Origin of the sequence: Pseudomonas sp. MTM4 (genome assembly GCF_019355055.1) — a bacterium.
Classification (GTDB): domain Bacteria; phylum Pseudomonadota; class Gammaproteobacteria; order Pseudomonadales; family Pseudomonadaceae; genus Stutzerimonas.
In genome coordinates this window covers 4,575,807-4,598,559 of sequence record NZ_CP048411.1, presented here as the reverse complement: position 1 = coordinate 4,598,559, position 22,753 = coordinate 4,575,807, and the positions used below count along the sequence as shown (strand labels likewise).

Sequence of the window (22,753 nt, the reverse complement as noted above, 5' to 3'; positions counted from 1 at the left end):
ATCAGCGCGTGATGCCACGTTTCGAGGCTTGCACCGAATCACGGAACAGCGCCACTTCGGGAAACGTCTGCGCATCGGCGGTGAGCGCGGTCAACGCAGCGTCGACCGTCAGCCCTTTGCGGTAGACGACCTTGTAGGCGTTGCGCAGGGCTGTGATGGCCTCGGCGCTGAAACCGCGGCGGCGCATGCCCTCGAAATTCATGCTGCGTGCCTCGGCGGGATTACCGAATACAGTGACGAACGCCGGAACGTCTTTGCCAATGGCGGTACCCATGCCCGAAAAGCTGTACGCGCCGATATGGCAATACTGATGAACCAAGGTGTATCCCGACAGAATCGCCCAATCACCGACGTGCACATGTCCCGCCAGCGCGGTGTTGTTCACCAGGATGCAATGGTTGGCGATCACGCTGTCATGACCGATGTGCGCGTAAGCCATGATGAGGTTATGGTCGCCGATGGTGGTTTCGCTTCGATCCTGCACGGTACCGCGGTGAATGGTCACGCCTTCGCGGATCACGTTGTGGTCACCGATCACCAGACGCGTCGGCTCGCCTTTGTATTTAAGGTCGGGCGTGTCCTCGCCAATCGAAGAAAACTGAAAAATACGATTATGGCGGCCGATGCGGGTCGGCCCCTTAATGACCACATGCGACGCGATCACCGTCCCCTCGCCTACTTCGACGTCCGGGCCGATGATCGACCATGGCCCGACCTGGACGTCATCAGCCAGCTTGGCCGAAGGATCGACGATAGCGCGAGGGTCGATCAAATTCATATCTTCTGTTCCGCGCAAATGATTTCGGCGGAGCAGACGAGCTTGCCTTCAACACTCGCGCGGCAATCAAACTTCCAGATTCCGCGCTTGGCACTGATGAAAGACGCTTCAAGGCTCAACTGATCGCCCGGCACGACCGGCTGGCGGAAGCGCAGCTTATCCGAGCCGACGAAGTAATACAGCGTACCGTCAGCCGGCTTGGTGCCCATCATCTTGAAACCAAGCAGTCCGGCCGCCTGCGCCATGGCTTCGATAATCAGCACTCCCGGCATGATGGGATGCTGTGGAAAGTGACCATTGAAGAACGGTTCGTTGACGGAGACGTTCTTGTATGCGCGAACACGCTTGGCGTCCGTATCCAGCTCCGTCACCCGATCAACCAACAAAAAGGGATAACGGTGAGGAAGGTATTCGCGAATCTCGTTGATATCCATCATATGAAGAAAATGCCCGTAAGAATTATGGGAGCCAGCACGGCCAGGGCCGTGAACCCGCGGTGAAAGCCTCTAGCAGGGACGATCAGGCGATAGGGTCAGGCATCAGAAGCCGCATCCCCGCGCGGGGTCACGGAAGCCAGGCGTTTTTCCACTTGCTGCAGGCGACGAGCCATATCGTCGAGATGACGAATCCGGGCGGCACTCTTACGCCATTCCGCAGCGGGTTGCATGGCCGTCCCAGAAGAATAACTTCCCGGCTCGGTGATTGACCGGGTGACCATGGTCATGCCGGTAATGAACACGTTGTCGCAAATCTCGATATGCCCGACGAGCCCGACGCCCCCGGCGAGCATACAGTTACGACCGATCTTGGTACTTCCGGAAATCCCGGCACAACCTGCTACGGCAGTGTTTTCGCCGATCTGTACGTTGTGCGCGATCATGATCTGGTTATCCAGCTTTACGCCATTCCCGATGATCGTGTCGGAGAGCGCACCGCGATCGATCGTGGTATTTGCACCAATCTCGACGTCGTCGCCAATGCGTACGCCGCCGAGCTGAGCGATCTTTTCCCAACTGCCCTTTTCGTTGGCGAAACCGAAACCTTCGCCACCGATCACCGCACCCGGCTGAATCACGACCCTCTCACCGATACGGACGTCGTGGCAGAGGGTGACGCGCGAAGCCAGACGCCCTCCGGCACCCACACGACTGCGAGCACCGATGAACGATTGAGCACCAATCACCACATCCGCACCGATCCAGGCATCCGCCTCGATCACGACCTGGGCGCCAATGCTGGCGCTGGAGTCGACCTGTGCACTTGGATCAATGATTGCGCTTGGGTGAATGCCGCTGGCAGCCTTCGGCCGTGTCTCGAACAGGTGCGAGACACGTGCATACGCCAGATAGGGATTGTCGATAAGCAGCGCGTTGCCGCTGTAATCCTCGGCGTCCTTCGGCGTAAGCAGTACGGCTCCGGCGCAAGTATTTTCGAGAAACTTGCGGTACTGGGCGTTGGCCAGAAAGCTCAGCTGTTGCGGACCGGCGTCCTGCAGTGTAGCCAGGCCCGACACCGGTTGTGCCGCATCGCCACGCAGCGTGGCGCCCAGCTGCTCGGCGAGTTCGCCGAGCGTATAGACGACCGTATTCATTAGCGCAGCTGATTCATGCGCTCGATGACTTGGCGGGTGATGTCGTACTGCGGCTTGACATCAACCACCGCACCGCGTTCGAGCACCAGATCGTAGTCACCCTTTTTGATGACTTCTTCCACAGCTTTATCCAGCTTCGGCTTGAGCTGCTTGAGCATGTCGCGATCGGCAGCGGCCTTGGATTCGTTCAGTTCCTTGGAGAGGAACTGGAAATCACGCGCCTTCTGTTTGAATTCCAGCTCGAGGCGCTCACGCTCCGCCTGCTGCATCTTGTCCCCATCCTTGCCTAGACGGTCCTGGATGCGCTTGGCATCGCTTTCCAAACCTTTGAGCTTGTCCAGTTGCGGACCGAACTTCTTTTCCGCATCGACGGAGTAACGCTTGGCAGCGTCCGACTCGAGCAGCGCCATCTGATAGTTCATCACCGCAATCTTCATGTCGGCGAATGCAGGCGTCGCCGCTAGAGCAGCAGCCACAAGGAGCAATTGAGTCAACTTACGCACGGTATATACCACTCTTCAGGAAACACTGGAGCAACGCTCCGGATGATTAAAAGGTTTGGCCCAGCGAGAACTGGAAAACCTGGGTATCTGCATCGTCGGGCTTCACGACTGGCATCGCCAAGCTGAAACTCAAGGGCCCCATCGCGGTGATCCAGGTCAGTCCTACGCCGACCGAGCTGGCCACATCGCCGAAATCGATATCGCTGCATTTGGCTGATTCCGACGGGCAATTGGTATCGTAGACGTTACCGACGTCCCAGAACACCGAAGTACGCAGCGAACGCTGATCCTTGACGAAGGGCATCGGGAATAGAACTTCCATGCCCCCTTGAATCAGCACGTTACCACCAAAGGGCAGCTCATCCTGATCGGGATCTCTGATGGTGCCTGGGTTCGAGCCATCACTCGGCGTACTACGCGGCCCAAGACTGCTGTCTTCAAAACCGCGAACCGAGTTGAAACCGCCGGCATAGTAGTGCTCATAGAACGGCAGACGCGATGTCGAGCCGTAAGCATCGCCATACCCTAGTTGAGTATGCAGACGCATGGTGTAGCTCTCGCTCAACGGCACGAAAAGCTGACCGTTGTAGTCGATCTTGTAGAACGACAGGTCGCTGCCTGGAATGGTGGTTTCCAGCGAGAGACTTTGCGAGTGACCGCGCGTCGCCAGTACGCCGCGGTTCAGTGTGGATTCGGACCAGCCAACGGACGCCTTGAAGTTGAGGTAGCTGTCACCCTCCTCCTCCATGAAATCGAAAATCTCGTCGACGGTGTAGCGACCACTGTCGATGGTGTCCTGTTGCGCGGACAGACCAAACGACAACCGCGACGTCTCGCTGATCGGATAACCGATATTGACCCCGCCGCCCAGACTGTCGACCGAGTAGCTGGACACGTCATAGTCCAGCTCGTCGTAGTCGGTGGTCCGGTAGAAGGCGTTATAGCCAAGACTGACACCGTCTTCGGTCCAGTAGGGATCGACGAAGCCGAAGTTGTAACGCGACTGGTATTCGCTGCGGGTCAAACCGATGCTGACCCGGTTACCGGTACCCAGGAAGTTGTTCTGGCTGATCGAACCACCCAGAATCAGACCAGCATTCTGAGCGAAGCCAATGCTCGCCATGATCGAACCGGAAGGCTGCTCTTCGACACTGTAATTCACATCGATCTGGTCATCGGTGCCAGGCACCTGCGGGGTTTCGACGTTTACTTCCTTGAAGAATCCCAAGCGCTCCAGACGGGTCTTGGACTGATCGATCAAGTAGGTCGAGGCCCAGCCGCCTTCCATCTGGCGCATTTCGCGACGCAGTACTTCGTCTTCAGTTTTGGTGTTGCCACGGAAATTGATGCGATTGACGTAAGCCCGCTTACCTGGATCGACGACGAAAGTAATCGATACGGTGTTGTCTTCATCGTTGGCTTGCGGCACGCCGTTGACGTTGGCGAAGGTATAACCTTCATTCCCCAGTCGTCGCGTGATCAATTCGGAGGTGGTGGTCATCACCTTTCGTGAGAAAACCTGGCCTTCTTTCGCCAACAGCAGAGACTGTAATTCCTCCTGCGGAACCTTGAGATCACCGCTCAGTTTTACGTCGCTAACCGTGTAGCGATCGCCTTCGGCGATATTTACAGTGACGTAAACGTCTTTCTTGTCAGGCGTGATGGATACCTGGGTGGAGGTGATATCCATATTGATATAGCCGCGATCCAGATAGTAGGAACGCAGGCGCTCAAGGTCACCGGAGAGCTTTTCCCGAGCGTATTTGTCGTCGTTACGGAAGAACGACAGCCAATTGCTGGTCTTCAACTCGAACAGATCGGTAAGGTCCTCATCGGGGAAGACCGAATTGCCAACGACGTTGATGTGTTTGATCGCAGCGACCGAGCCTTCGTTGATGTTGATCTTCAGCGCGACGCGATTACGCGGTTGCGGGACGACCTCGGTCTCGATGGTGGCCGAGTAACGGCCCTGCGCAACGTATTGGCGCTGCAACTCGTTGCGTACGCCTTCGAGCGTCGCGCGCTGAAAGATCTCACCCTCGGCGAGGCCAGACTGCTGCAAACCGGAAAGCAAATCCTCGGTTTTGATGGCCTTGTTGCCGTCGATTTCGATACCGGAAATCGATGGTCGCTCGACCACATTGATTACCAGCACATCGCCTTCGCGACCAAGCTGGATATCCTCGAAGAAGCCGGTACGGAACAGTGCGCGGGTTGCGTCTACCAGACGACTGTCATCGGCAGCCTGACCGACGTTCAACGGCAACGCGCCAAAGACACTGCCTGCGGAAACGCGTTGCAGGCCATTGACACGTATATCGGAGATGGTGAAGGACTCGGCGTGAACTTCGGCAATCATCAGTGCGGAAATAACCGCAGGTAGCAGCAGACGTTTCATGAAGTCCTTTCTTTTCAAACCTGATAATTGAACCTGCGCTTTGCGCGGCGACATCAAGGTATATGGCAATTAAAGGCGGCCAAGGTCGTTGACCAGCGCAAGTAGCATCACCCCAACAACCAGGCTGATACCGATCTGTACTCCCCAGCCCTGGACCCTGTCCGACAAGGGACGTCCACGGACCCACTCAACCAGATAGAAGAGCAAATGCCCCCCATCCAGGACCGGGATAGGCAATAGATTGAGTACCCCAAGGCTAATACTCAGGTAGGCGAGGAAGTTCAGAAAGTCGCCCACGCCCGACTGTGCAGAAGCGCCCGCCACTTTAGCAATGGTTATCGGGCCGCTCAAGTTTTTTACCGAGAGCTCCCCGAAGAGCATTTTTTTCAAAGAATCGAGCGTCAGAACGCTCATCGTCCAGGTCCGCCGGAGTCCTTCGACCACCGCCTCAAGCGGCCCGTAACTGACGTTTCGCAGCATTTCCGCCGGCCACTCACCGGCTGCGACTCCTGCACCAAGATACCCACGACGGCTACCGTCTTCACCCCGCTCGGCTAGCGTTAGAGGCAACTCCAACCGCTGCCCATCACGCTCGATTTCGAGCTGAACAGCCTGACCGTACAGCGGCTTGACACGATCGATAACGTCCTGCCATTCATTAAGCGCCTCACCATCGAGGCTGAGCAGCCGATCGCCAAGACGCATGCCGGCCGCTTGAGCAGGTCCTTGCGGATCGAGCTGAGCGACTACCGGGGCGATTTCCGGACGCCAGGGACGTATACCCAGCGAACCGATCGGGTCCGGTTCCTCGGCGCCTTTCAGCCAATCGTTCAACTCCAACTGCAGTCGCTGCGACTGACTGCTATTACTATCGCGCACAAGCAATTCGAGCGAGCCGCTTTCACCCAGCCGCCTGATCAGTTGAAGATTCACCTCTGACCAGCCCGAGGTAGCTTTGCCGTTGACCTCTACGATTTCATGCGCGGCCATCAGCCCGGCGCGGTCGGCGAGGCTGCCCGCTTCAACAGCACCGACTACCGGTCGAATCTGCTCGGTTCCAAGCATTGCCAGCGCCCAGAAAAACACCAGCGCAAGGAGGAAGTTCGCCAACGGCCCGGCCGATACGATGGCGAAGCGTTGTTTCACTGACTTGCGGTTGAATGTCTGATTCAGCAATGCGGGCGGGACATCACCTTCACGTTCATCGAGCATCTTCACATAGCCGCCGAGCGGAATCGCCGCTATGACGAACTCGGTACCCTGGCGATCGTGCCAACGCAACAGTGGACGACCGAAGCCTACCGAAAAACGCAGAACTTTGACGCCGCAACGACGTGCGACCCAGAAATGCCCGTACTCGTGAAAGGTTACCAGCACACCCAGCGCCACGAGGGTGCCGATGATCATGTACAGCGCGCTCATATTTTCCTCTGCCTCGAAAGGCCTGGTTAGCTACCGACTCCGATGAAGTCAATTCCGCGCATCGCCGCTGCTGGCACGGGTTCAGCCACTAGCGATCTCGATTATGCAACCAGCGCGAAGCCAATGTGCGAGCCTGGGCATCGGCAGCAAGCACATCTGCCAAGCAGCGAGCCGGAACCGATGCTTCCTGGTCGAGTACGGCCTCGATGATACTCGCGATTTCAGTGAAGCGAATGCGACCCTCGAGGAACGCGTCCACCGCCACCTCGTTCGCGGCATTGAGCATGGCCGGCGCCGTTCCGCCGTCCTGAGCAGCCTGCCGAGCAATGCGAAGGCACGGGAACCGCTGCAGATCTGGAGCTTCGAAATTCAGACTTCCTGTCTGCAACAGGTCCAGCGCCGAAACACCTGAGTCGATTCGCTCCGGCCAGGCCAGCGCGTGCGCTATGGGAGTACGCATGTCGGGGTTACCGAGCTGCGCCAGCACAGAGCCGTCAACATAGTCGACCATAGAATGAATGACGCTTTGCGGGTGAATGATCACTTCGACCTGCTCAGGACGTGCGTCGAACAGCCAGCACGCCTCGATGAGCTCGAGCCCCTTGTTCATCATGCTTGCCGAATCTACGGAGATCTTGCGCCCCATGGACCAGTTCGGATGCGCACATGCCTGCTCGGCGGTCACGGCTGAAAGCTGTTCTAGCGGCAGCTGGCGGAACGGTCCTCCGGACGCGGTTAGCAGTATCCGCCGCACCCCGACGCTGCTGAGCCCTTGCGAATAGTTGCCCGGGAGGCATTGGAAGATAGCGTTGTGTTCGCTGTCGATTGGCAGCAAAACGGCCTCACTGTCCCGAAGCGCCTGCATGAACAGCGCGCCGGACATTACCAGCGCCTCCTTGTTCGCCAACAGCACGCGCTTGCTGGCCTGCACGGCTGCGAGCGTGGGACGCAAGCCAGCCGCACCGACAATAGCGGCCATCACCACATCAACCTCGGGATGCGCCGCAACCTCGCTCAGCCCGCCCTCGCCGACCAGCACGCGAGTCTTTACACCGTCGCTGTCGAGCTGACTCTGCAGCTCGCGCCTTTTGTCGCTGTCAGCCACCACGGCATAACGTGGAAGATGTATGCGGCACAGCTCGCGCAGTTCAGCGACACGGCTGAACGCAGTCAATGCGAACGCCCTGTAGCGCTCCGGATGACGAGAGATGACGTCCAGCGTGCTCAAGCCGATCGAACCGGTCGCCCCCAGCACCGTTACCTGCAAGGGTCGACTCACCAAGCACCCCAGCCAGCAAGCCACAACAAAACGGTAAACACCGGTACCGCCGCGGTCAGACTGTCGATGCGATCCATCACACCACCATGTCCGGGCAGCAGTTGGCTGCTGTCTTTGATGCCGGAGCTACGTTTGAACATGCTTTCGGTCAGATCGCCCACAACGGAGATCACAACCACCAGGGCAGCGCCGAGGAGCGCCAATACCAGCGCCCGTGGCGACCAGCCCTGATACAGGCCGACACCGAGCGTGATCAGCAGGCTCGTGACCAGCCCGCCGATCAAGCCTTCCCAGCTCTTACCCGGGCTAACCTGAGGCGCCAATTTGCGACGACCAAAGGTCTTGCCTGAAAAATAGGCACCGATGTCGGCCGCCCAAACCAGCATCATCACCGCTACGATCAGCCAATTTCCTTGCGGCCATTGCTTGAGCACGACGAGGGCTTGCCAAGCCGGAAGCAAAATCAACAAACCGATCACTAGACTGCCAATGCGCCCTCCCCAGTGGCGCTGGCTGCCTGGATATCCAAGCACCAATGCCGTTGCGATCAGCCACCAGACGACGCTGATCGAGAGTAACCAAGGAGTCAGTGATGGCAACCGGTACAGCGCAACAAGCAGCAGGGCAACGACCAACGCATAGCCGATTCTCGCAAACTGACCGGAAAACCCCGCCAGACGCGCCCATTCCCAGCTACCCAATATCACCACCACACCAATGAACAGCGCGAATGCGAGACCGTCGAGGAGAAAGAAGCCGATCAGTGCAATTGGCAGCAGGATGGCGGCGGTGATGATGCGTTGTTTCAACATTCTGCACGGACCTCTGTCTCGACCTGATCGCCGGTCTTACCGAAACGCCGTTGCCGCTTGGCGAAATCGGCCAGAGCGGCGCGCATTGCATCGTGTTTGAAATCCGGCCAGAACAGGTCGGAGAAATACAGCTCAGCGTATGCCAGCTGCCACAGCAGAAAATTGCTGATGCGTCGTTCGCCGCCGGTGCGAATGCATAGATCCGGCAGGGGCATATCGCCGGTAGCGAGATAGCTCTGGAAAAGCGCCGGAGTAACCGACTCTGGATCTAGACGACCACTCTGTGCTTCACGAGCCATCCGTTGAGCCGCCTGCAGGATGTCCCACTGACCGCCATAATTGGCTGCGACCTGAAGAACGAAACGGCCGGCACCAGCCGTTATCTCTTCGGCCTCGAGCATTGCGGTCTGCAACTCAGGATGAAAGCGCGAGCGATCACCGATGACTCGCAGGCTGATGCCGTTCTCATTGAGCTTGCGCGCCTCTCGGCGCAGCGCAGTTAGAAACAGCTCCATCAACGCACCAACCTCATCAGCCGGCCGTTGCCAGTTCTCGCTGGAGAAGGCGAATAGCGTCAGCACCTCGACACCCGCCTCGGCACAGACTTCGATGACGGCTCGCACCGCATCGACACCCGCTTTGTGCCCGGCCACGCCCGGCAAGAGACGGCGCTTGGCCCAGCGATTGTTGCCATCCATGATGACTGCGACATGACGGGGTACATTCCGCCCGGCAATCTGCCTGACCTTTTCCATGAAACGACTCTACCTGCGCTCAATCACGTTGCGAACAGTGGGAGGAACTGACGAAGGCAATTCCTGGGGCACATCCCCCTCGCGCTTAGAATCCTGGACGGATCGCGCGCTCCGACGCGAGCAATACGGACGAAGTCCTGTACCGCCCATCAAACGGCCATCAGGTCGCTTTCCTTGCTTTCAAGTGCCTTGTCGATTTCCGCAACATACTTGTCGGTCAGTTTTTGAACGTCGTCCTGAGCCCGCCGATCTTCGTCTTCGCTGATTTCCTTTTCTTTCAGCAAATCCTTGAACTGCGCGATGGCATCGCGACGGATATTACGCACCGCAACACGAGCGTTCTCGGCTTCGGCACGCGCCTGCTTGGTATAACCCTTACGAGTCTCCTCGGTGAGCGCAGGCATCGGAACGCGAATAGTGGTACCGGCAGTAGCGGGATTCAATCCCAGGTCAGAGGTCATGATGGCCTTCTCAACGGCCTGAATCATGCTCTTGTCGAAAACGGTCAGGGCCAAGGTACGGGAATCTTCGGCAACCACGTTTGCAACCTGACGCAACGGGGTATCGCTGCCGTAGTAAGACACCATCACGCTATCGAGGATGCTCGGGTGAGCACGGCCGGTACGGATCTTGGCGAATGCATGCCCCAGAGATTCCAGGGTCTTCGTCATACGCTCCTGGGCGTCTTGCTTGATCTCGTTGATCATTGGTTCTGTTCCTCGATCAGTGTTCCTTCAGCGCCGCCGAGCACGATATTGAGCAGGGCACCGGGCTTGTTCATGTTGAACACTCGCAGCGGCATATTGTGGTCGCGGCATAGGCAGATGGCAGTCAGATCCATGACGCCCAGCTTGCGGTCGAGCACGTCATCATAAGTCAGTTGCTCGAATTTCTCGGCATTCGGATCCTTGAAAGGATCAGCGGTGTAAACGCCGTCAACCTTGGTAGCCTTGAGCACGACATCAGCATGGATCTCGATAGCGCGCAGACAGGCGGCCGAATCAGTGGTGAAGAAAGGATTGCCGGTGCCGGCCGAGAAGATCACCACCTCGCCGCTTTTGAGATGGCGCATCGCCTTGCGACGATCGTAATGATCGGTCACACCGACCATGGAAATCGACGACATGACCAAGGCGGGAATGTTCGAGCGTTCCAGAGCGTCGCGCATGGCCAACGAGTTCATCACCGTTGCCAGCATTCCCATGTGATCGCCGGTTACCCGATCCATACCGGCTGCCGAAAGGGCGGCGCCACGGAACAGGTTGCCGCCGCCGATGACCAGACCCACCTCTACGCCGATGCCTACCAATTGCCCGACTTCCAAGGCCATGCGATCAAGCACCTTGGGATCAATGCCGAAGTCTTCCGAACCCATCAGGGCTTCGCCGCTTAATTTGAGCAGAATGCGTTTATAGCGAGGATTGCGTGCACTCATCTGCTGAGCCATTGGCGTTGTCTCTCCTGCGGCGTTTGTATGACTAAGCTGGCTCTACTGCCAGAAAATATCTGCGCTATGACAGCGCAATGACGGGTTGGTGCCAGCGCTGACTATAGCGCGGCAGAAAACATTTCCACCCTCCAGTCTGACGAAGAGGCCGCGCGCGTGAGCGGGCAGCCTCTTCGAGGACAGCAGAAGCGTCTTATTGCTTAGTGGCAGCTACCTGAGCCGCAACTTCAGCAGCGAAGTCGACTTCAGCACGCTCGATGCCTTCGCCCACTTCGTAACGGACGAAGGAAACGATCTCTGCACCGACTTTCTTCGCCAGCTCGCCAACCTTGACGTCAGGATCTTTGACAAAGGCCTGCTCGACCAGACTGGCTTCAGCAAGGAACTTGCTGATGCGACCGGCAACCATCTTCTCGACGATTTCGGCGGGCTTGCCCTTGATCTTATCTTCGTTCAGCGCCAGGAAAATTTCCTTTTCCTTCGCAACGGCCTCTTCGGAAACCTGCGACGGATCCAGGAACTGAGGGTTGCTGGCCGCGACGTGCATGGCAATTTCTTTAGCCAACTCGACGTTACCACCCTTCAGGGCTACCAGAACGCCGATGCGATGGCCATGCAGATAGGAACCAACCAGATCAGCTTCAACAGTGGTCAGACGGCGAATATTGACGTTCTCGCCGCACTTGGCAACCAGCGCCTCACGATCAGTTTCCTGAGCGGCAATCAGCGGAGCTGCATCGACCATCTTCTCGGCGAAGGCCTTCTCGACGCTGTTGCTTACGAAATTCTTAAAGTCGTCCTGCAGAGCCAGGAAGTCGGTCTGCGAGTTAACTTCGATAATTACGGCACGCTTGTTGTCATCGGCGACTTTGACCGCAATGGAACCTTCAGCGGCGATGTTGCCCGCCTTCTTGGCGGCCTTGATGGCACCAGCGGCACGCATGTCGTCGATGGCTTTCTCGATGTCGCCGCCGGCAGCGGTGAGTGCCTTTTTGCAATCCATCATGCCTTGGCCAGTGCGCTCGCGCAGTTCTTTAACCAGGGCTGCAGTGATCTCTGCCATGTTCGCAAATCCTCTCGATTCGATTTTCGATCATGCCCTCTAACTCGGGCGATCAATTCGTGATTGGCAAAAAGGGGGCATAGCCCCCTTTCTGTTCAACGGGTATCAGCTATGCGACCGCGTGCTCAGCCTTGAGCGGCCTCGGGGGCGGCTTCTTCGACGAACTCGTCAGCACCACCGGCGCCATTCTGACGGCCACGCAGCACAGCATCTGCCATGGAGCCCAGATACAGTTGCACGGCACGGATGGCATCGTCATTACCAGGAATGATGTAGTCGACGCCTTCCGGGCTGCTGTTGGTATCGACGATACCGATAACCGGAATGCCCAGCTTGTTGGCTTCGGAAATGGCAATGCGCTCGTGATCGACGTCAACGACGAACATCGCGTCCGGCAGACCGCCCATGTCCTTGATACCACCCAGGCTACGATCCAGCTTTTCCAGATCACGGGTACGCATCAGGGCTTCTTTCTTGGTCAGCTTGTCGAAAGTACCGTCCTGGGACTGGGCTTCCAGCTCGCGCAGGCGCTTGATCGACGCACGGATGGTCTTGTAGTTGGTCAGCATGCCGCCCAACCAGCGATGATCGACATACGGCGAGCCACAACGAGCGGCTTCTTCGCGAACGATCTTGCCAGCTGAACGCTTAGTGCCGACAAACAGAATTTTGTTCTTGCCCGCAGCCAGCTTTTCAACGAACTGCAGCGCGTCGTTGAACATCGGCAGGGTTTTTTCGAGGTTGATGATATGGATCTTGTTGCGCGCACCGAAGATGAACTTGTTCATTTTCGGGTTCCAGTAACGGGTCTGGTGGCCGAAGTGCACACCGGCCTTCAGCATGTCGCGCATGGTGACTTGAGTCATGATACTTCCTCGGATAAGTCGGGTTAGGCCTCCACGCGCCCCGATATCCAACTCTTGCGAGCACCCAGGATACCGTGTCGACACGTGTGTGGGGTTAAGCGCAACGGGCCTCCCCGTTGAGCGGCGCGTTTTATAGCACAAAGACAGTCTGGAAGGCTAGACGGAATTCTCGAGCGCCCTGTTCGTTGAGCCCTCTAGCCTCCAGCGCTTTTATCAGCTTCTCATTCATTTGGTTTATCATTTGCGCTTTCGTTTTTCGCAGCGCTCCCCGGCGCCAATGAGGTTTGCATGACTGTCACCATCAAGACGCCCGAAGATATCGAGAAGATGCGCATTGCTGGGCGGCTCGCCGCCGAGGTGCTCGAGATGATCGGCGAGCACGTCAAGCCGGGCGTCACCACCGACGAGCTGGATCGCCTCTGTCACGACCATATCGTCAACGTGCAGCAGGCCGTACCTGCCCCGCTCAACTACAAGGGCTTCCCTAAGTCGATCTGCACTTCGATCAACCACGTGGTCTGTCATGGGATTCCCAACGACAAGCCTTTGAAGGATGGCGACATTCTCAATATCGACATCACGGTCATCAAGGATGGTTACCACGGCGACACCAGCAGGATGTTCATCGTCGGCAAAGCGCCGGAATGGGCCGAGCGCCTGTGCAAGGTGACTCAAGAGTGCCTCTATAAAGGTATCGAGATCGTCCGTCCCGGCACGCGTCTAGGCGATATTGGCGAAGTGATCCAAAAGCACGCCGAGAAAAATGGATTCTCCGTGGTCCGTGAATACTGTGGTCATGGCATCGGCAAGGTTTTTCACGAGGAACCCCAGGTGCTTCACTATGGCCGCGCGGGAACCGGTCTTGAACTTAAGGAAGGCATGACCTTCACGATCGAGCCAATGATCAATCAAGGCCGTTCGGAAACCCGCCTGCTCGGCGATGGTTGGACAGCCATCACCAAGGACCGCAAGCTGTCCGCTCAATGGGAACACACGATCGTGGTCACCGCTGACGGCTATGAAATTTTCACACTGCGCAGCGATGACACCATAGCTCGCACATCGCCATGATTGCTTACCGATTTGATGTTTGACGGAGGGCGGCGGCATGCCTCAGGTTGATCCGGAGTTATTCGACCGCAGCCAGTTCCAAGCAGAACTGGCACTCAAGGCCAGCCCCATCGCCGCCTTCAAAAAGGCCATTCGCAATGCGCGAGAAGTGCTTGATGCACGCTTCCTGGCTGGCCGTGATATCCGCCGTCTGATCGAAGACCGTGCATGGTTCGTGGACCAGATCCTCAGGGCCGCCTGGGGCCGCTTCGACTGGAGCAGCGATGCCGAAATCGCACTGGTTGCCGTTGGGGGCTATGGCCGCGGCGAGCTACACCCCTATTCCGATATCGATTTGCTGATCCTGCTCGAAGATAACAGTCACGAGAAATTTCGTGATTCCATCGAAGGCCTTCTGACCCTGCTCTGGGATATCGGGCTCGAGGTCGGCCAGAGCGTGCGCTCGGTCCGGGAGTGCGCCGAAGAGGCACGTGCGGACCTGACGGTTATAACCAATCTCATGGAAAGCCGCACCATCGCCGGCCCCGAGCACCTACGGCAAAACATGCTGAAGGTCACCAGCCCGTCGGAAATGTGGCCGAGCAAGGAATTCTTTCTCGCCAAGCGTAACGAGCAGGCGGCACGCCACTCCAAATACAACAACACCGAGTACAACCTGGAGCCGAACGTCAAAGGCTCACCTGGCGGGTTGCGCGATATTCAGACGATCCTGTGGATCGCACGCCGGCAGTTCGGCAGCCTGAACCTGAATGCGATCGTGGACCAGGGGTTCTTGACCGAAGGTGAATTCGCATTGCTGGTTTCCGGCCAGGAGTTCATCTGGCGTGTCCGTTACGGGCTGCACATGCTGGCTGGCCGCGCGGAGGATCGCCTGCTATTCGACCATCAGCGCAGCCTCGCCGCCCTCCTCGGCTATAAGGATAGCGACGCCAAGCTGGCGATCGAACGCTTCATGCAAAAGTACTACCGCGTGGTCATGAGCATTTCCGAGCTCAGCGATCTGGTGGGGCAGCACTTTGCGGAAGTTATTCTTTGGGAAGGCGACAGCGGTGATGCCGTACCGCTCAATAGCCGCTTTCTGGTACGCGACGGTTATCTCGAAGTAACTGACGACTCGGTGTTTCAACGCAGGCCCTTCGCGATTCTCGAAATCTTCGTACTACTGGCGCAGCACCCTGAAATTCAAGGTGTTCGGGCCGAAACCATTCGTCTGTTGCGTGACCATCGTCACCTCATCGATGACGAGTTCCGCAGCGACATTCGCAACACCAGCCTGTTCGTCGAGCTGTTCAAGTGCAAGGAAGGCATCCACCGCAACCTGCGTCGAATGAACCGCTACGGCATCCTGGGGCGTTATCTGCCCGAGTTCGGCCATATCGTCGGGCAGATGCAACATGACCTGTTCCATATCTATACGGTCGATGCCCACACGCTCAACGTGATCAAATACCTGCGCAAGCTCAGCAAGCCCGGCGTGGCGGAGAAGTACCCGCTGGCCAGCAAGCTGGTCGAGCGTCTGCCCAAGCCTGAACTCATCTACATCGCAGGGCTTTATCACGATATTGCTAAAGGCCGCGGCGGCGACCATTCGGAACTTGGCGCAGTGGACGCCCAGGCATTCTGTGAGCGCCACAAGCTTCCCGCCTGGGATACACGCTTGGTGGTCTGGCTGGTAGAAAACCATCTGGTCATGTCCACCACCGCTCAGCGCAAGGACCTATCAGACCCGCAGGTCATCAATGATTTCGCCCAGCTGGTCGGCGATGAGACCCACCTCGATTACCTGTACGTGTTGACGGTGGCGGACATCAACGCAACCAACCCGACCCTCTGGAATTCCTGGCGCGCCAGTCTGCTGCGCCAGCTATATACCGAAACCAAACGAGCCCTCAAACGTGGCCTGGAAAACCCACTAGGTCGCGAAGAGCAGATTCGCCAGACCCAGCGCGCCGCACTCGACAACCTGGTGCGCAACGGCACCGATCCCGACGACGCAGAACAGCTGTGGTCGCAGCTGGGCGACGATTACTTCATGCGCCACAGCTCCACGGATGTCGCCTGGCATACCGAAGCCATCATCGAGCACCCAAGCGACGGCGGTCCGCTGGTTTTAATCAAGGAAACCACTCAGCGCGAGTTCGAAGGCGGCACGCAGATTTTCATTTACGCACCGGATCAACACGACTTCTTCGCGGTGACCGTAGCGGCTATGGATCAATTGAATCTGAACATTCACGACGCCCGCATCATCACTTCAAGCAGCCAGTTCACCCTGGACACCTACATCGTGCTGGATGCCGATGGCACACCTATCGGCAACGATCCGAAGCGCACCGAAGAAATCCGCCAAGGCCTGATCGATGCGCTGCGCAATCCGGACGATTACCTGACGATCATCAAGAAGCGCGTACCTCGTCAGCTGAAGCATTTTGCATTTCCGCCGCAGGTCACCATCCATAACGATATGCAACGCCCGCAGACTATTATCGAAGTGATTGCGCCCGACCGCCCCGGCCTGCTGGCACGTATCGGCCAGCTGTTCCAGGACTTCGATCTGTCCGTGCAAAACGCCAAGATCGCCACGCTCGGCGAGCGCGTCGAGGACGTGTTCTTCGTCACCAACGCAGACAATCAGCCACTATCGGATCTGAAACTTTGCGTTCAGCTACAACAGGCGATGATCAAGCAGCTGTCCCAGGAAAATGAGCACCAGCCCTCCCCAAGCAGCATCGTCATCTGACGTGCCGCTTGAGTAAATGAAAGCTCAAGCACGCGACAAAGAGCGAGGCCCTACGCAGAGGCCGGACTCAATGCATAACGCCTTCAGTCCCAAGGCTTGCCACGGGTTCGCTCGGTGCAGCTCAGCTTCTGCTGCATGGCAGCCTTCGCCAGTATGTGCGCGCTGACCGGAGCGGTGATGAAGAGAAACATGGTGATCAGCAATTCATGCAGGCTCAGGCCGTCGTTCCTGCTGCTGAAGAAAATCATCGAGGCGATGACGATGCCGCCAACGCCGAGCGTCGTAGCCTTGGTCGGCCCATGCAGGCGCGTATAGAAATCGGGTAGACGATACAGGCCTATCGCACCGATCAATGCAAAGATACTTCCGATGATCAGGCAGGCGCTGACCAGCAACTCAATCCAGAACGGCATGCGCTTTCCCTCAATCGATGATGTCGCCATGCAGCAAATGCTTGCCCACCGCGACGGTACTGACGAATCCCATCACCGCAATCAGCAGTGCGGCTTCGAAGAACAGATCGGAAGCCAGCCAGATACCGAACAGCACGATCAGCGCCAGGCCGTTAATGTACAGCGTATCCAGCGCCAGTACCCGATCAGGCATGTCCGGCCCCTTGATCAGACGAATGACATTGAGCAAAGCCGCCACACCCAACAGGCCCATACAAAGCGGAATTACATAGGCTAGCATTCAAAAATCTCCAGCAGCGGCGCCTCGTAGCTGCTCTTCACATCAGCGACCAGCGTCTCGATATCGGGTACGTCCAGCGCATGCAGAATCAATACTTTGTGGTCCTCACTAAGGCCGGCTGACACCGTGCCAGGCGTCAGCGAGATAATGCTCGTCAACATTGCCAGCACGAAGTCGTTCTCGATCACCATCGGCACCTCGATGAATGCGGGCCGCAAGTTCTCTCTTGGCCCAAGTACCAGCTTGGCCACATGCATATTGGCGATGACGATGTCATAGAACACTTTCAGCATGAACAGGCACAGCTTGACGGGCTTGCGTACAGGCGGCACCTCAATCAGAAAACCAGAGATCAGCAGCGGAATCGCCCAGCCAAGGAAGAGGCCCAGCAGGATATGGCCCACTCCTAAGGTGTTGTTAAGCAAAAGCCATAGCGCGGTCAGCAACAATGTAAGAGCAGGATTCGGCAACAGGCGGGACTTCTTCATGCACCAGCTCCCTGAATAATCTCCAGATAAGGCCCAAGGTCGAACAGCTGGGCGGCTGTGGCCTGGACGTAGGCCTGGATCGGTTGCGCGGCAATAACCAGCAGCACACTACCCAGCAACAGCCCGAAGGTTGCGAGCATGCGCAGCGAATCGGCTGGCACGGCCACGACTGCCGCCTCGCCCGATCTCCAGAAAACCAGACTTCCAGCGCGGCTCAGCGCTATCACCATACCCAACCCACCAATCAGCACCACCGACCAGAGCAGCGAGGCACCGCTACCGGGAGAGACCGCCTGCAGCAGCATCACCTTGCCCAAAAAACCGGAAAACGGTGGCAATCCCGCGACTGAAATCGCGCCGGCAAAAAACAGCGCACCCAGCATAAGAGGCTGCCTCAATGCTGGCGCCGAAACCAGATCCGACGCCATCTCGCCCCGCTGACGAGCAATCACATCCGCCAGTAAGAACAGACCACCTGTCACCAATGTGCTGTGCAGCAGGTAATAAAGCGCAGCGCTCAGCCCTTGTTCAGTGCCCAGTGCAACACCTGCCAGTAGGGTGCCCACCGAAACCACCACCAGATAAGACAGGAGTATCTGCAGGTTACGGGCTGCCAGCGCGCCCAGCACGCCGGCTGCGAGCGTGAGCATTGACAATGGCCATAGCCAGTCGAGCACCATGTTATTCAGGATGCCCGCTTCGCTGCCGTAAATGAGCGTGAATACTCGGACAATTGCATAGAGACCGAGCTTGGTCATGATCGCAAACAGGGCCGCAACCGGTGCCGTCGCTGATGCATAAGCACGCGGAAGCCAAAAGTACAGTGGCAGGATTGCACCCTTGAGGCCGAACACCACCAGTAGCAGATAACCCGCCGCCGCGAGAAGCGGTGCATCGGCAGATTCAGCCGCACCGACTCGGATGGCCAGATCGGCCATGTTCAGCGTCCCGGTGAGCCCATAAAGCATGCTGACGCCAACCAGGAACAGTGCTGAGCCCAGCAGATTCAGCACGACATAGTGAATACCGGCCTGTACGCGCTTGGCACCATTGCCGTGCAACAACAGCGCATAGGATGAAATCAGCAGAATTTCAAAGAACACGAAAAGGTTGAACAGATCACCGGTCAGAAACGCACCGTTGATCCCGGCCAGTTGGAACTGAAACAACGCATGGAAATTCGGCCCGCGCTCATCATCACCGCGCGACGCGTAAAGCACTACAAAACCGGCAAGCACCGCCGTCACCAGCAACATCAGTGCGCTCAGGCGGTCGAGCAGCAATATGATGCCGAACGGCGGCAGCCAATCTCCCAGCTGGTAAACGAACAGAGTGCCAGTGTTTGCCTGTAGCAGAAGCCATAGGGCCAGCGGCACCAGCAGCCAAGTCGCCAGCAAAGACACCAGACGTTTGAAGGGCAACGCCTGCCTGTGGGTCAGCAGCAACAAACTACCGACGAACAGCGGAAGCAAGATCGGGAGGATCAACGCATGATTCATTCGCGCGGCTCCCTGCCATCCACATGGTCGGTGCGCAACTCACCCAGGCCGCGCAGTGACAGCACCACAATGAACGCAGTCATGGCGAAGCCGATGACAATGGCGGTTAGCACCAGAGCCTGCGGAAGCGGATCACCGTACTCGGCGCTTCTGCCTATTACGGCCGGCACGCCCGTGGCAAGCCTACCCATGGAGAAAATGAACAAGTTCACCGCGTAAGAAATTAGCGTCAGCCCCATCACCACAGGAAATATTCGCGCGCGAAGCAGCAGGTACACACCACTTGCCATCATGACTCCCAGCGTTATCGCCAGTACAGCTTCCATCAGAGCACCTCCTTGCACGATTGATCCTGACTGACGTGGCCGATGTTGGACAAAATCAACAAAGTCGCGCCTACCACCGTCAGATACACGCCCAGGTCGAACAGCATGGCCGTAGCCAGCTCGAACTCACCAATCAGCGGAAGATGGAAATGACCGAAAGCCGAGGTCAGGAACGGCCGTCCGAACAACCAACTACCCAGCCCGGTCAGCCCGGCGATCAGGACACCCAGTCCCGCGATGCCGTGGTAGCTGAACGGCTGCCGCTGTTGTGCCCAGATAACACCGTGTGAAATGTATTGCAGGATTAGTGCGACTGCGGTGATCAGGCCGGCAATGAAGCCTCCCCCCGGCAGGTTGTGGCCACGCAGGAAGATGAAAACAGAAATCAGCAAGGCCATCGGGAGCAGCGTACGTGACAGCGTATCCAGAACCATCGGATGACTATCGGTACTCCATAAACGTCCACGGTAATCCCGAAGCGGATGAGGCAGATGCAGCCCATAGAGCAACCCATAGATGCCCACCGCAGCGATGGCCAGCACCGCTATCTCCCCAAAGGTGTCGAAGCCGCGGAAGTCGACCAGTATGACATTGACCACGTTGGTTCCACCGCCGCCGGAAACGCTATTCTCTAGGAAGAACGATGCGATGCTGTCGTAAGGACGCGTCAACACTGCATAAGCGAGCAAGGCGATCATGGTGCCGAAGCTGCCGGCCAGAACCAGATCACGGAAGCTGCGCAGGCTGCTCGACTCTGTGGGCGTGCGGTCAGGCATGAAGAACAGCGCCAAGATCAACAAGATAATGGTCACCACTTCGACCGAAAGCTGTGTCAGCGCCAGGTCGGGTGCCGAGTAGCGGGCGAACGCCAGCGCTACCATCAGGCCGACGACGCTCAGTACCATCAACGCCACCAGACGCCGGCGGTGGAAAAATACCGTCAGCAGCGACGCCAGGCAAAGGACCAGCATCCCAAAAACAGTGATAGCGTCCGGCGGAGTGAGCGCAACCGGACCGCTCAACGCTTTCAATGGCGTCAGGGCATACACCACCAGCAACAGGGAACTAAATAGAACCAGCATCAGATAGCGTTGCAATGAGCCAGTTTCCAAGCGCTCGGTTAACCAGCGCGCGCTCCCGGCAAGATCGCTGATCACTCGCGTGAAGACCTGCAGCGAATCCACTCGGGGAAGCCCCTCGTACCAGCGGAACGCCCACTTGCGTAGCGAATAAATGAGCAATCCACCCGCCAGCGCGACAAAGCTCATCAGCAACGGCAGGTTGAAACCGTGCCAGATCGACAGACTGTATTCAGGAACCGGGCCATTCAGGCTTCCGGCAACCGCAGCCGCCAGCAGCGGCGCTACGGTGTAGGCCGGCAACATTCCAACCAACAGGCAGAGCAGTACCAGAATCTCCACCGGAATCTTCATGTAGCGAGCCGGTTCGTGTGGAGGATATTTAGGCAGGTCGATCGGCTCGCCGTTGAAGAAGACGTCATGTACGAAGCGCAGCGAATAAGCCACCGAAAAAGCACTTGCTAGGGTCGCCAGTGCCGGGATCGTCCAATAGAAGCTGCCCAGCAGGTGCTGGTCGAGGGTTTCGGCGAAAAACATTTCCTTGCTGAGGAATCCATTGAGCAAGGGCACCCCGGCCATGGCCAGCGAGGCGATCATCGCCAGCGCCGCCGTGTGCGGCATGTATTTCAGCATGCCGTTGATGCGCCGCATGTCGCGGGTCCCGGTTTCATGGTCGATGATGCCGGCAGCCATGAACAGCGACGCCTTGAAGGTGGCGTGGTTGATGATGTGGAAGATCGCCGCCACTGCACCCAGCCGCGAATCCAGACCGAACAGCAAAGTGATCAACCCCAGGTGGCTGATGGTCGAGTAGGCAAGCAGGCCCTTGAGGTCGTGCTGGAACAGCGCCATGACCGCGCCGATCAACAGTGTTGCCAGCCCGGTCAAGCTGACCAGATAGAACCACCACTCCGAATCCGAAAGTGCCGGATACAGCCGCGCCAGCAGAAACACCCCGGCCTTGACCATAGTTGCCGAATGCAGAAAGGCCGAAACTGGCGTCGGTGCCGCCATCGCCTGCGGCAGCCAGAAGTGAAACGGAAACTGTGCGGATTTGGTGAAAACCCCAAGCAGCACCAGGATCAGCGTCAGCGGATATAGCGAATGCGCCCGAATCAGGTCGCCCGAAGCCAACACAGTGGTCAGCTCATAGCTACCGACGATATGTCCGATCAGCAGGATGCCCGCCAGCAGCGCCAACCCGCCCCCGCCAGTCACCGCCAACGCCATGCGCGCGCCCTGACGGGCTTCGGTCCGATGATTCCAGAAGCCGATCAGGAGAAACGACGAGAGGCTGGTCAGCTCCCAGAACATCAGCATCAGCAACAGGTTTTCAGCCAGCACCACGCCGAGCATCGCACCCATGAAAAGCAGGAAAAATCCATAAAAGCGCCCCATCGGCTCATGCTTGGATAGGTAATAACGCGCATAAAGGATGACCAGCAGACCAATGCCTAGAATCAGCAACGCAAACAAAAAGCCGAGTCCGTCGAGCCTCAGGCTCAGGTTCAACCCGAGTTCTGGCAGCCAGGGCATCATCTGTACGTCTATTTCGCCACCAAAGACAGCGGCACGTTTGGATAACAGAAGAACCAGAGCCGCCAACGGAGCCAACCCAGCACCAAACGCACAGGCGGATCTACCAAAACGTTCGAGCAGTAGCGGTAGACAAATCCCTAAAAATGGCAGAGCGATTATCAGCGCAAGCGCCATGAGCAAAAACCCCTTAAGCCGCGCATGCGCGCGGCAGTTATGTTCCCTGTCACGGATCTAAGCCCGAAGAGACATGGCGGTGTGGGCCGATTATCCATACCGGTCGAAGCAACGTCATGGACTCAAGTATTTCGAAAAACAAAAGGCGCAGCCCAACACCGAGCCAGACGCTGCTCAGCTTGGGCGCTAAAAGCCCACGCAACGCGCATAGCTTCAGGCCGGCATGCTTA

21 protein-coding genes are annotated in these 22,753 nt (G+C 57.7%); 2 read left to right on the top strand and 19 right to left on the bottom strand.

What is annotated here, in order from left to right; all coding sequences use genetic code 11:
- Window position 1 precedes the first annotated feature (1 nt).
- The 13 genes from lpxA to rpsB all read right to left on the bottom strand — a co-directional run bounded on the left by lpxA (window position 2) and on the right by rpsB (window position 12,914).
- Window positions 2-778, bottom strand: coding sequence for an acyl-ACP--UDP-N-acetylglucosamine O-acyltransferase (gene lpxA / locus GYM54_RS21225; RefSeq protein ID WP_131648253.1), 777 nt, complete (start codon window positions 776-778; stop codon window positions 2-4).
- On the bottom strand, window positions 775-1,215 hold the full coding sequence (fabZ, locus tag GYM54_RS21220; RefSeq protein ID WP_131648252.1) for a 3-hydroxyacyl-ACP dehydratase FabZ: 441 nt from the start codon (window positions 1,213-1,215) through the stop codon (window positions 775-777). Before fabZ ends, lpxA begins: the two co-directional genes overlap by 4 nt.
- A gap of 95 nt (window positions 1,216-1,310) precedes the next feature.
- The gene (gene lpxD, locus GYM54_RS21215) at window positions 1,311-2,369 is read right to left on the bottom strand and encodes a UDP-3-O-(3-hydroxymyristoyl)glucosamine N-acyltransferase (protein ID WP_181102662.1); all 1,059 of its coding nucleotides are present in this window, start codon (window positions 2,367-2,369) and stop codon (window positions 1,311-1,313) included.
- Window positions 2,369-2,872 carry an OmpH family outer membrane protein gene (locus GYM54_RS21210; protein ID WP_131648250.1) on the bottom strand — a complete coding sequence of 168 codons (504 nt, stop codon included), beginning with the start codon at window positions 2,870-2,872 and terminating at the stop codon, window positions 2,369-2,371. Before GYM54_RS21210 ends, lpxD begins: the two co-directional genes overlap by 1 nt.
- Before the next feature lie 46 nt (window positions 2,873-2,918).
- Window positions 2,919-5,270, bottom strand: a complete 2,352-nt coding sequence (bamA, locus tag GYM54_RS21205; protein WP_197444532.1) for an outer membrane protein assembly factor BamA — start codon at window positions 5,268-5,270, stop codon at window positions 2,919-2,921.
- Between the two features lie 69 nt (window positions 5,271-5,339).
- The gene (gene rseP, locus GYM54_RS21200) at window positions 5,340-6,692 is read right to left on the bottom strand and encodes an RIP metalloprotease RseP (RefSeq protein WP_197444531.1); all 1,353 of its coding nucleotides are present in this window, start codon (window positions 6,690-6,692) and stop codon (window positions 5,340-5,342) included.
- A gap of 88 nt (window positions 6,693-6,780) precedes the next feature.
- Window positions 6,781-7,971, bottom strand: a complete 1,191-nt coding sequence (ispC, locus tag GYM54_RS21195; RefSeq protein ID WP_197444530.1) for a 1-deoxy-D-xylulose-5-phosphate reductoisomerase — start codon at window positions 7,969-7,971, stop codon at window positions 6,781-6,783.
- Window positions 7,968-8,783, bottom strand: a complete 816-nt coding sequence (locus GYM54_RS21190; RefSeq protein WP_197444529.1) for a phosphatidate cytidylyltransferase — start codon at window positions 8,781-8,783, stop codon at window positions 7,968-7,970. The genes ispC and GYM54_RS21190 overlap by 4 nt, the downstream gene beginning before the upstream one ends.
- Complete coding sequence (gene uppS, locus GYM54_RS21185) at window positions 8,777-9,538, bottom strand: polyprenyl diphosphate synthase (protein ID WP_131648245.1); 762 nt, start codon at window positions 9,536-9,538, stop codon at window positions 8,777-8,779. Before uppS ends, GYM54_RS21190 begins: the two co-directional genes overlap by 7 nt.
- Before the next feature lie 149 nt (window positions 9,539-9,687).
- Window positions 9,688-10,245, bottom strand: coding sequence for a ribosome recycling factor (gene frr / locus GYM54_RS21180; RefSeq protein WP_131648244.1), 558 nt, complete (start codon window positions 10,243-10,245; stop codon window positions 9,688-9,690).
- Window positions 10,242-10,985 (bottom strand): UMP kinase, encoded by a 744-nt coding sequence (gene pyrH, locus GYM54_RS21175; protein WP_131648243.1) that lies wholly within the window; start codon window positions 10,983-10,985, stop codon window positions 10,242-10,244. The genes frr and pyrH overlap by 4 nt, the downstream gene beginning before the upstream one ends.
- Window positions 10,986-11,178: 193 nt before the next feature.
- On the bottom strand, window positions 11,179-12,048 hold the full coding sequence (gene tsf, locus GYM54_RS21170; RefSeq protein ID WP_181102684.1) for a translation elongation factor Ts: 870 nt from the start codon (window positions 12,046-12,048) through the stop codon (window positions 11,179-11,181).
- 125 nt (window positions 12,049-12,173) lie between these two features.
- Window positions 12,174-12,914, bottom strand: a complete 741-nt coding sequence (gene rpsB / locus GYM54_RS21165; RefSeq protein WP_131648241.1) for a 30S ribosomal protein S2 — start codon at window positions 12,912-12,914, stop codon at window positions 12,174-12,176.
- Window positions 12,915-13,202: 288 nt separating this feature from the next.
- Between rpsB and map the strand changes: the two genes are divergently transcribed.
- Both map and GYM54_RS21155 read left to right on the top strand, forming a co-directional pair.
- The gene (gene map, locus GYM54_RS21160) at window positions 13,203-13,985 is read left to right on the top strand and encodes a type I methionyl aminopeptidase (protein WP_131648240.1); all 783 of its coding nucleotides are present in this window, start codon (window positions 13,203-13,205) and stop codon (window positions 13,983-13,985) included.
- Between the two features lie 37 nt (window positions 13,986-14,022).
- A complete protein-coding gene (locus GYM54_RS21155; RefSeq protein ID WP_181102688.1) occupies window positions 14,023-16,725 on the top strand; it encodes a [protein-PII] uridylyltransferase in 2,703 nt (900 codons plus the stop codon).
- Window positions 16,726-16,808: 83 nt separating this feature from the next.
- Here the strand turns inward: GYM54_RS21155 and GYM54_RS21150 are convergent, their stop codons facing one another.
- The 6 genes from GYM54_RS21150 to GYM54_RS21125 are packed head-to-tail and all read right to left on the bottom strand — an operon-like array spanning window position 16,809 to window position 22,523.
- Entirely contained in the window at window positions 16,809-17,138 is a 330-nt protein-coding gene (locus GYM54_RS21150) for a Na+/H+ antiporter subunit G (protein WP_131648238.1), read from the bottom strand.
- A gap of 10 nt (window positions 17,139-17,148) precedes the next feature.
- The gene (locus GYM54_RS21145) at window positions 17,149-17,418 is read right to left on the bottom strand and encodes a K+/H+ antiporter subunit F (RefSeq protein ID WP_131648237.1); all 270 of its coding nucleotides are present in this window, start codon (window positions 17,416-17,418) and stop codon (window positions 17,149-17,151) included.
- Window positions 17,412-17,906, bottom strand: a complete 495-nt coding sequence (locus GYM54_RS21140) for a Na+/H+ antiporter subunit E (protein ID WP_197444528.1) — start codon at window positions 17,904-17,906, stop codon at window positions 17,412-17,414. The genes GYM54_RS21145 and GYM54_RS21140 overlap by 7 nt, the downstream gene beginning before the upstream one ends.
- A complete protein-coding gene (locus tag GYM54_RS21135; RefSeq protein WP_131648235.1) occupies window positions 17,903-19,405 on the bottom strand; it encodes a monovalent cation/H+ antiporter subunit D in 1,503 nt (500 codons plus the stop codon). Before GYM54_RS21135 ends, GYM54_RS21140 begins: the two co-directional genes overlap by 4 nt.
- Window positions 19,402-19,731: a Na+/H+ antiporter subunit C gene (locus GYM54_RS21130; RefSeq protein ID WP_131648234.1), complete on the bottom strand. Its 330-nt coding sequence runs from the start codon at window positions 19,729-19,731 to the stop codon at window positions 19,402-19,404. Before GYM54_RS21130 ends, GYM54_RS21135 begins: the two co-directional genes overlap by 4 nt.
- On the bottom strand, window positions 19,731-22,523 hold the full coding sequence (locus tag GYM54_RS21125; protein ID WP_131648233.1) for a monovalent cation/H+ antiporter subunit A: 2,793 nt from the start codon (window positions 22,521-22,523) through the stop codon (window positions 19,731-19,733). Before GYM54_RS21125 ends, GYM54_RS21130 begins: the two co-directional genes overlap by 1 nt.
- Window positions 22,524-22,753: the final 230 nt, after the last annotated feature.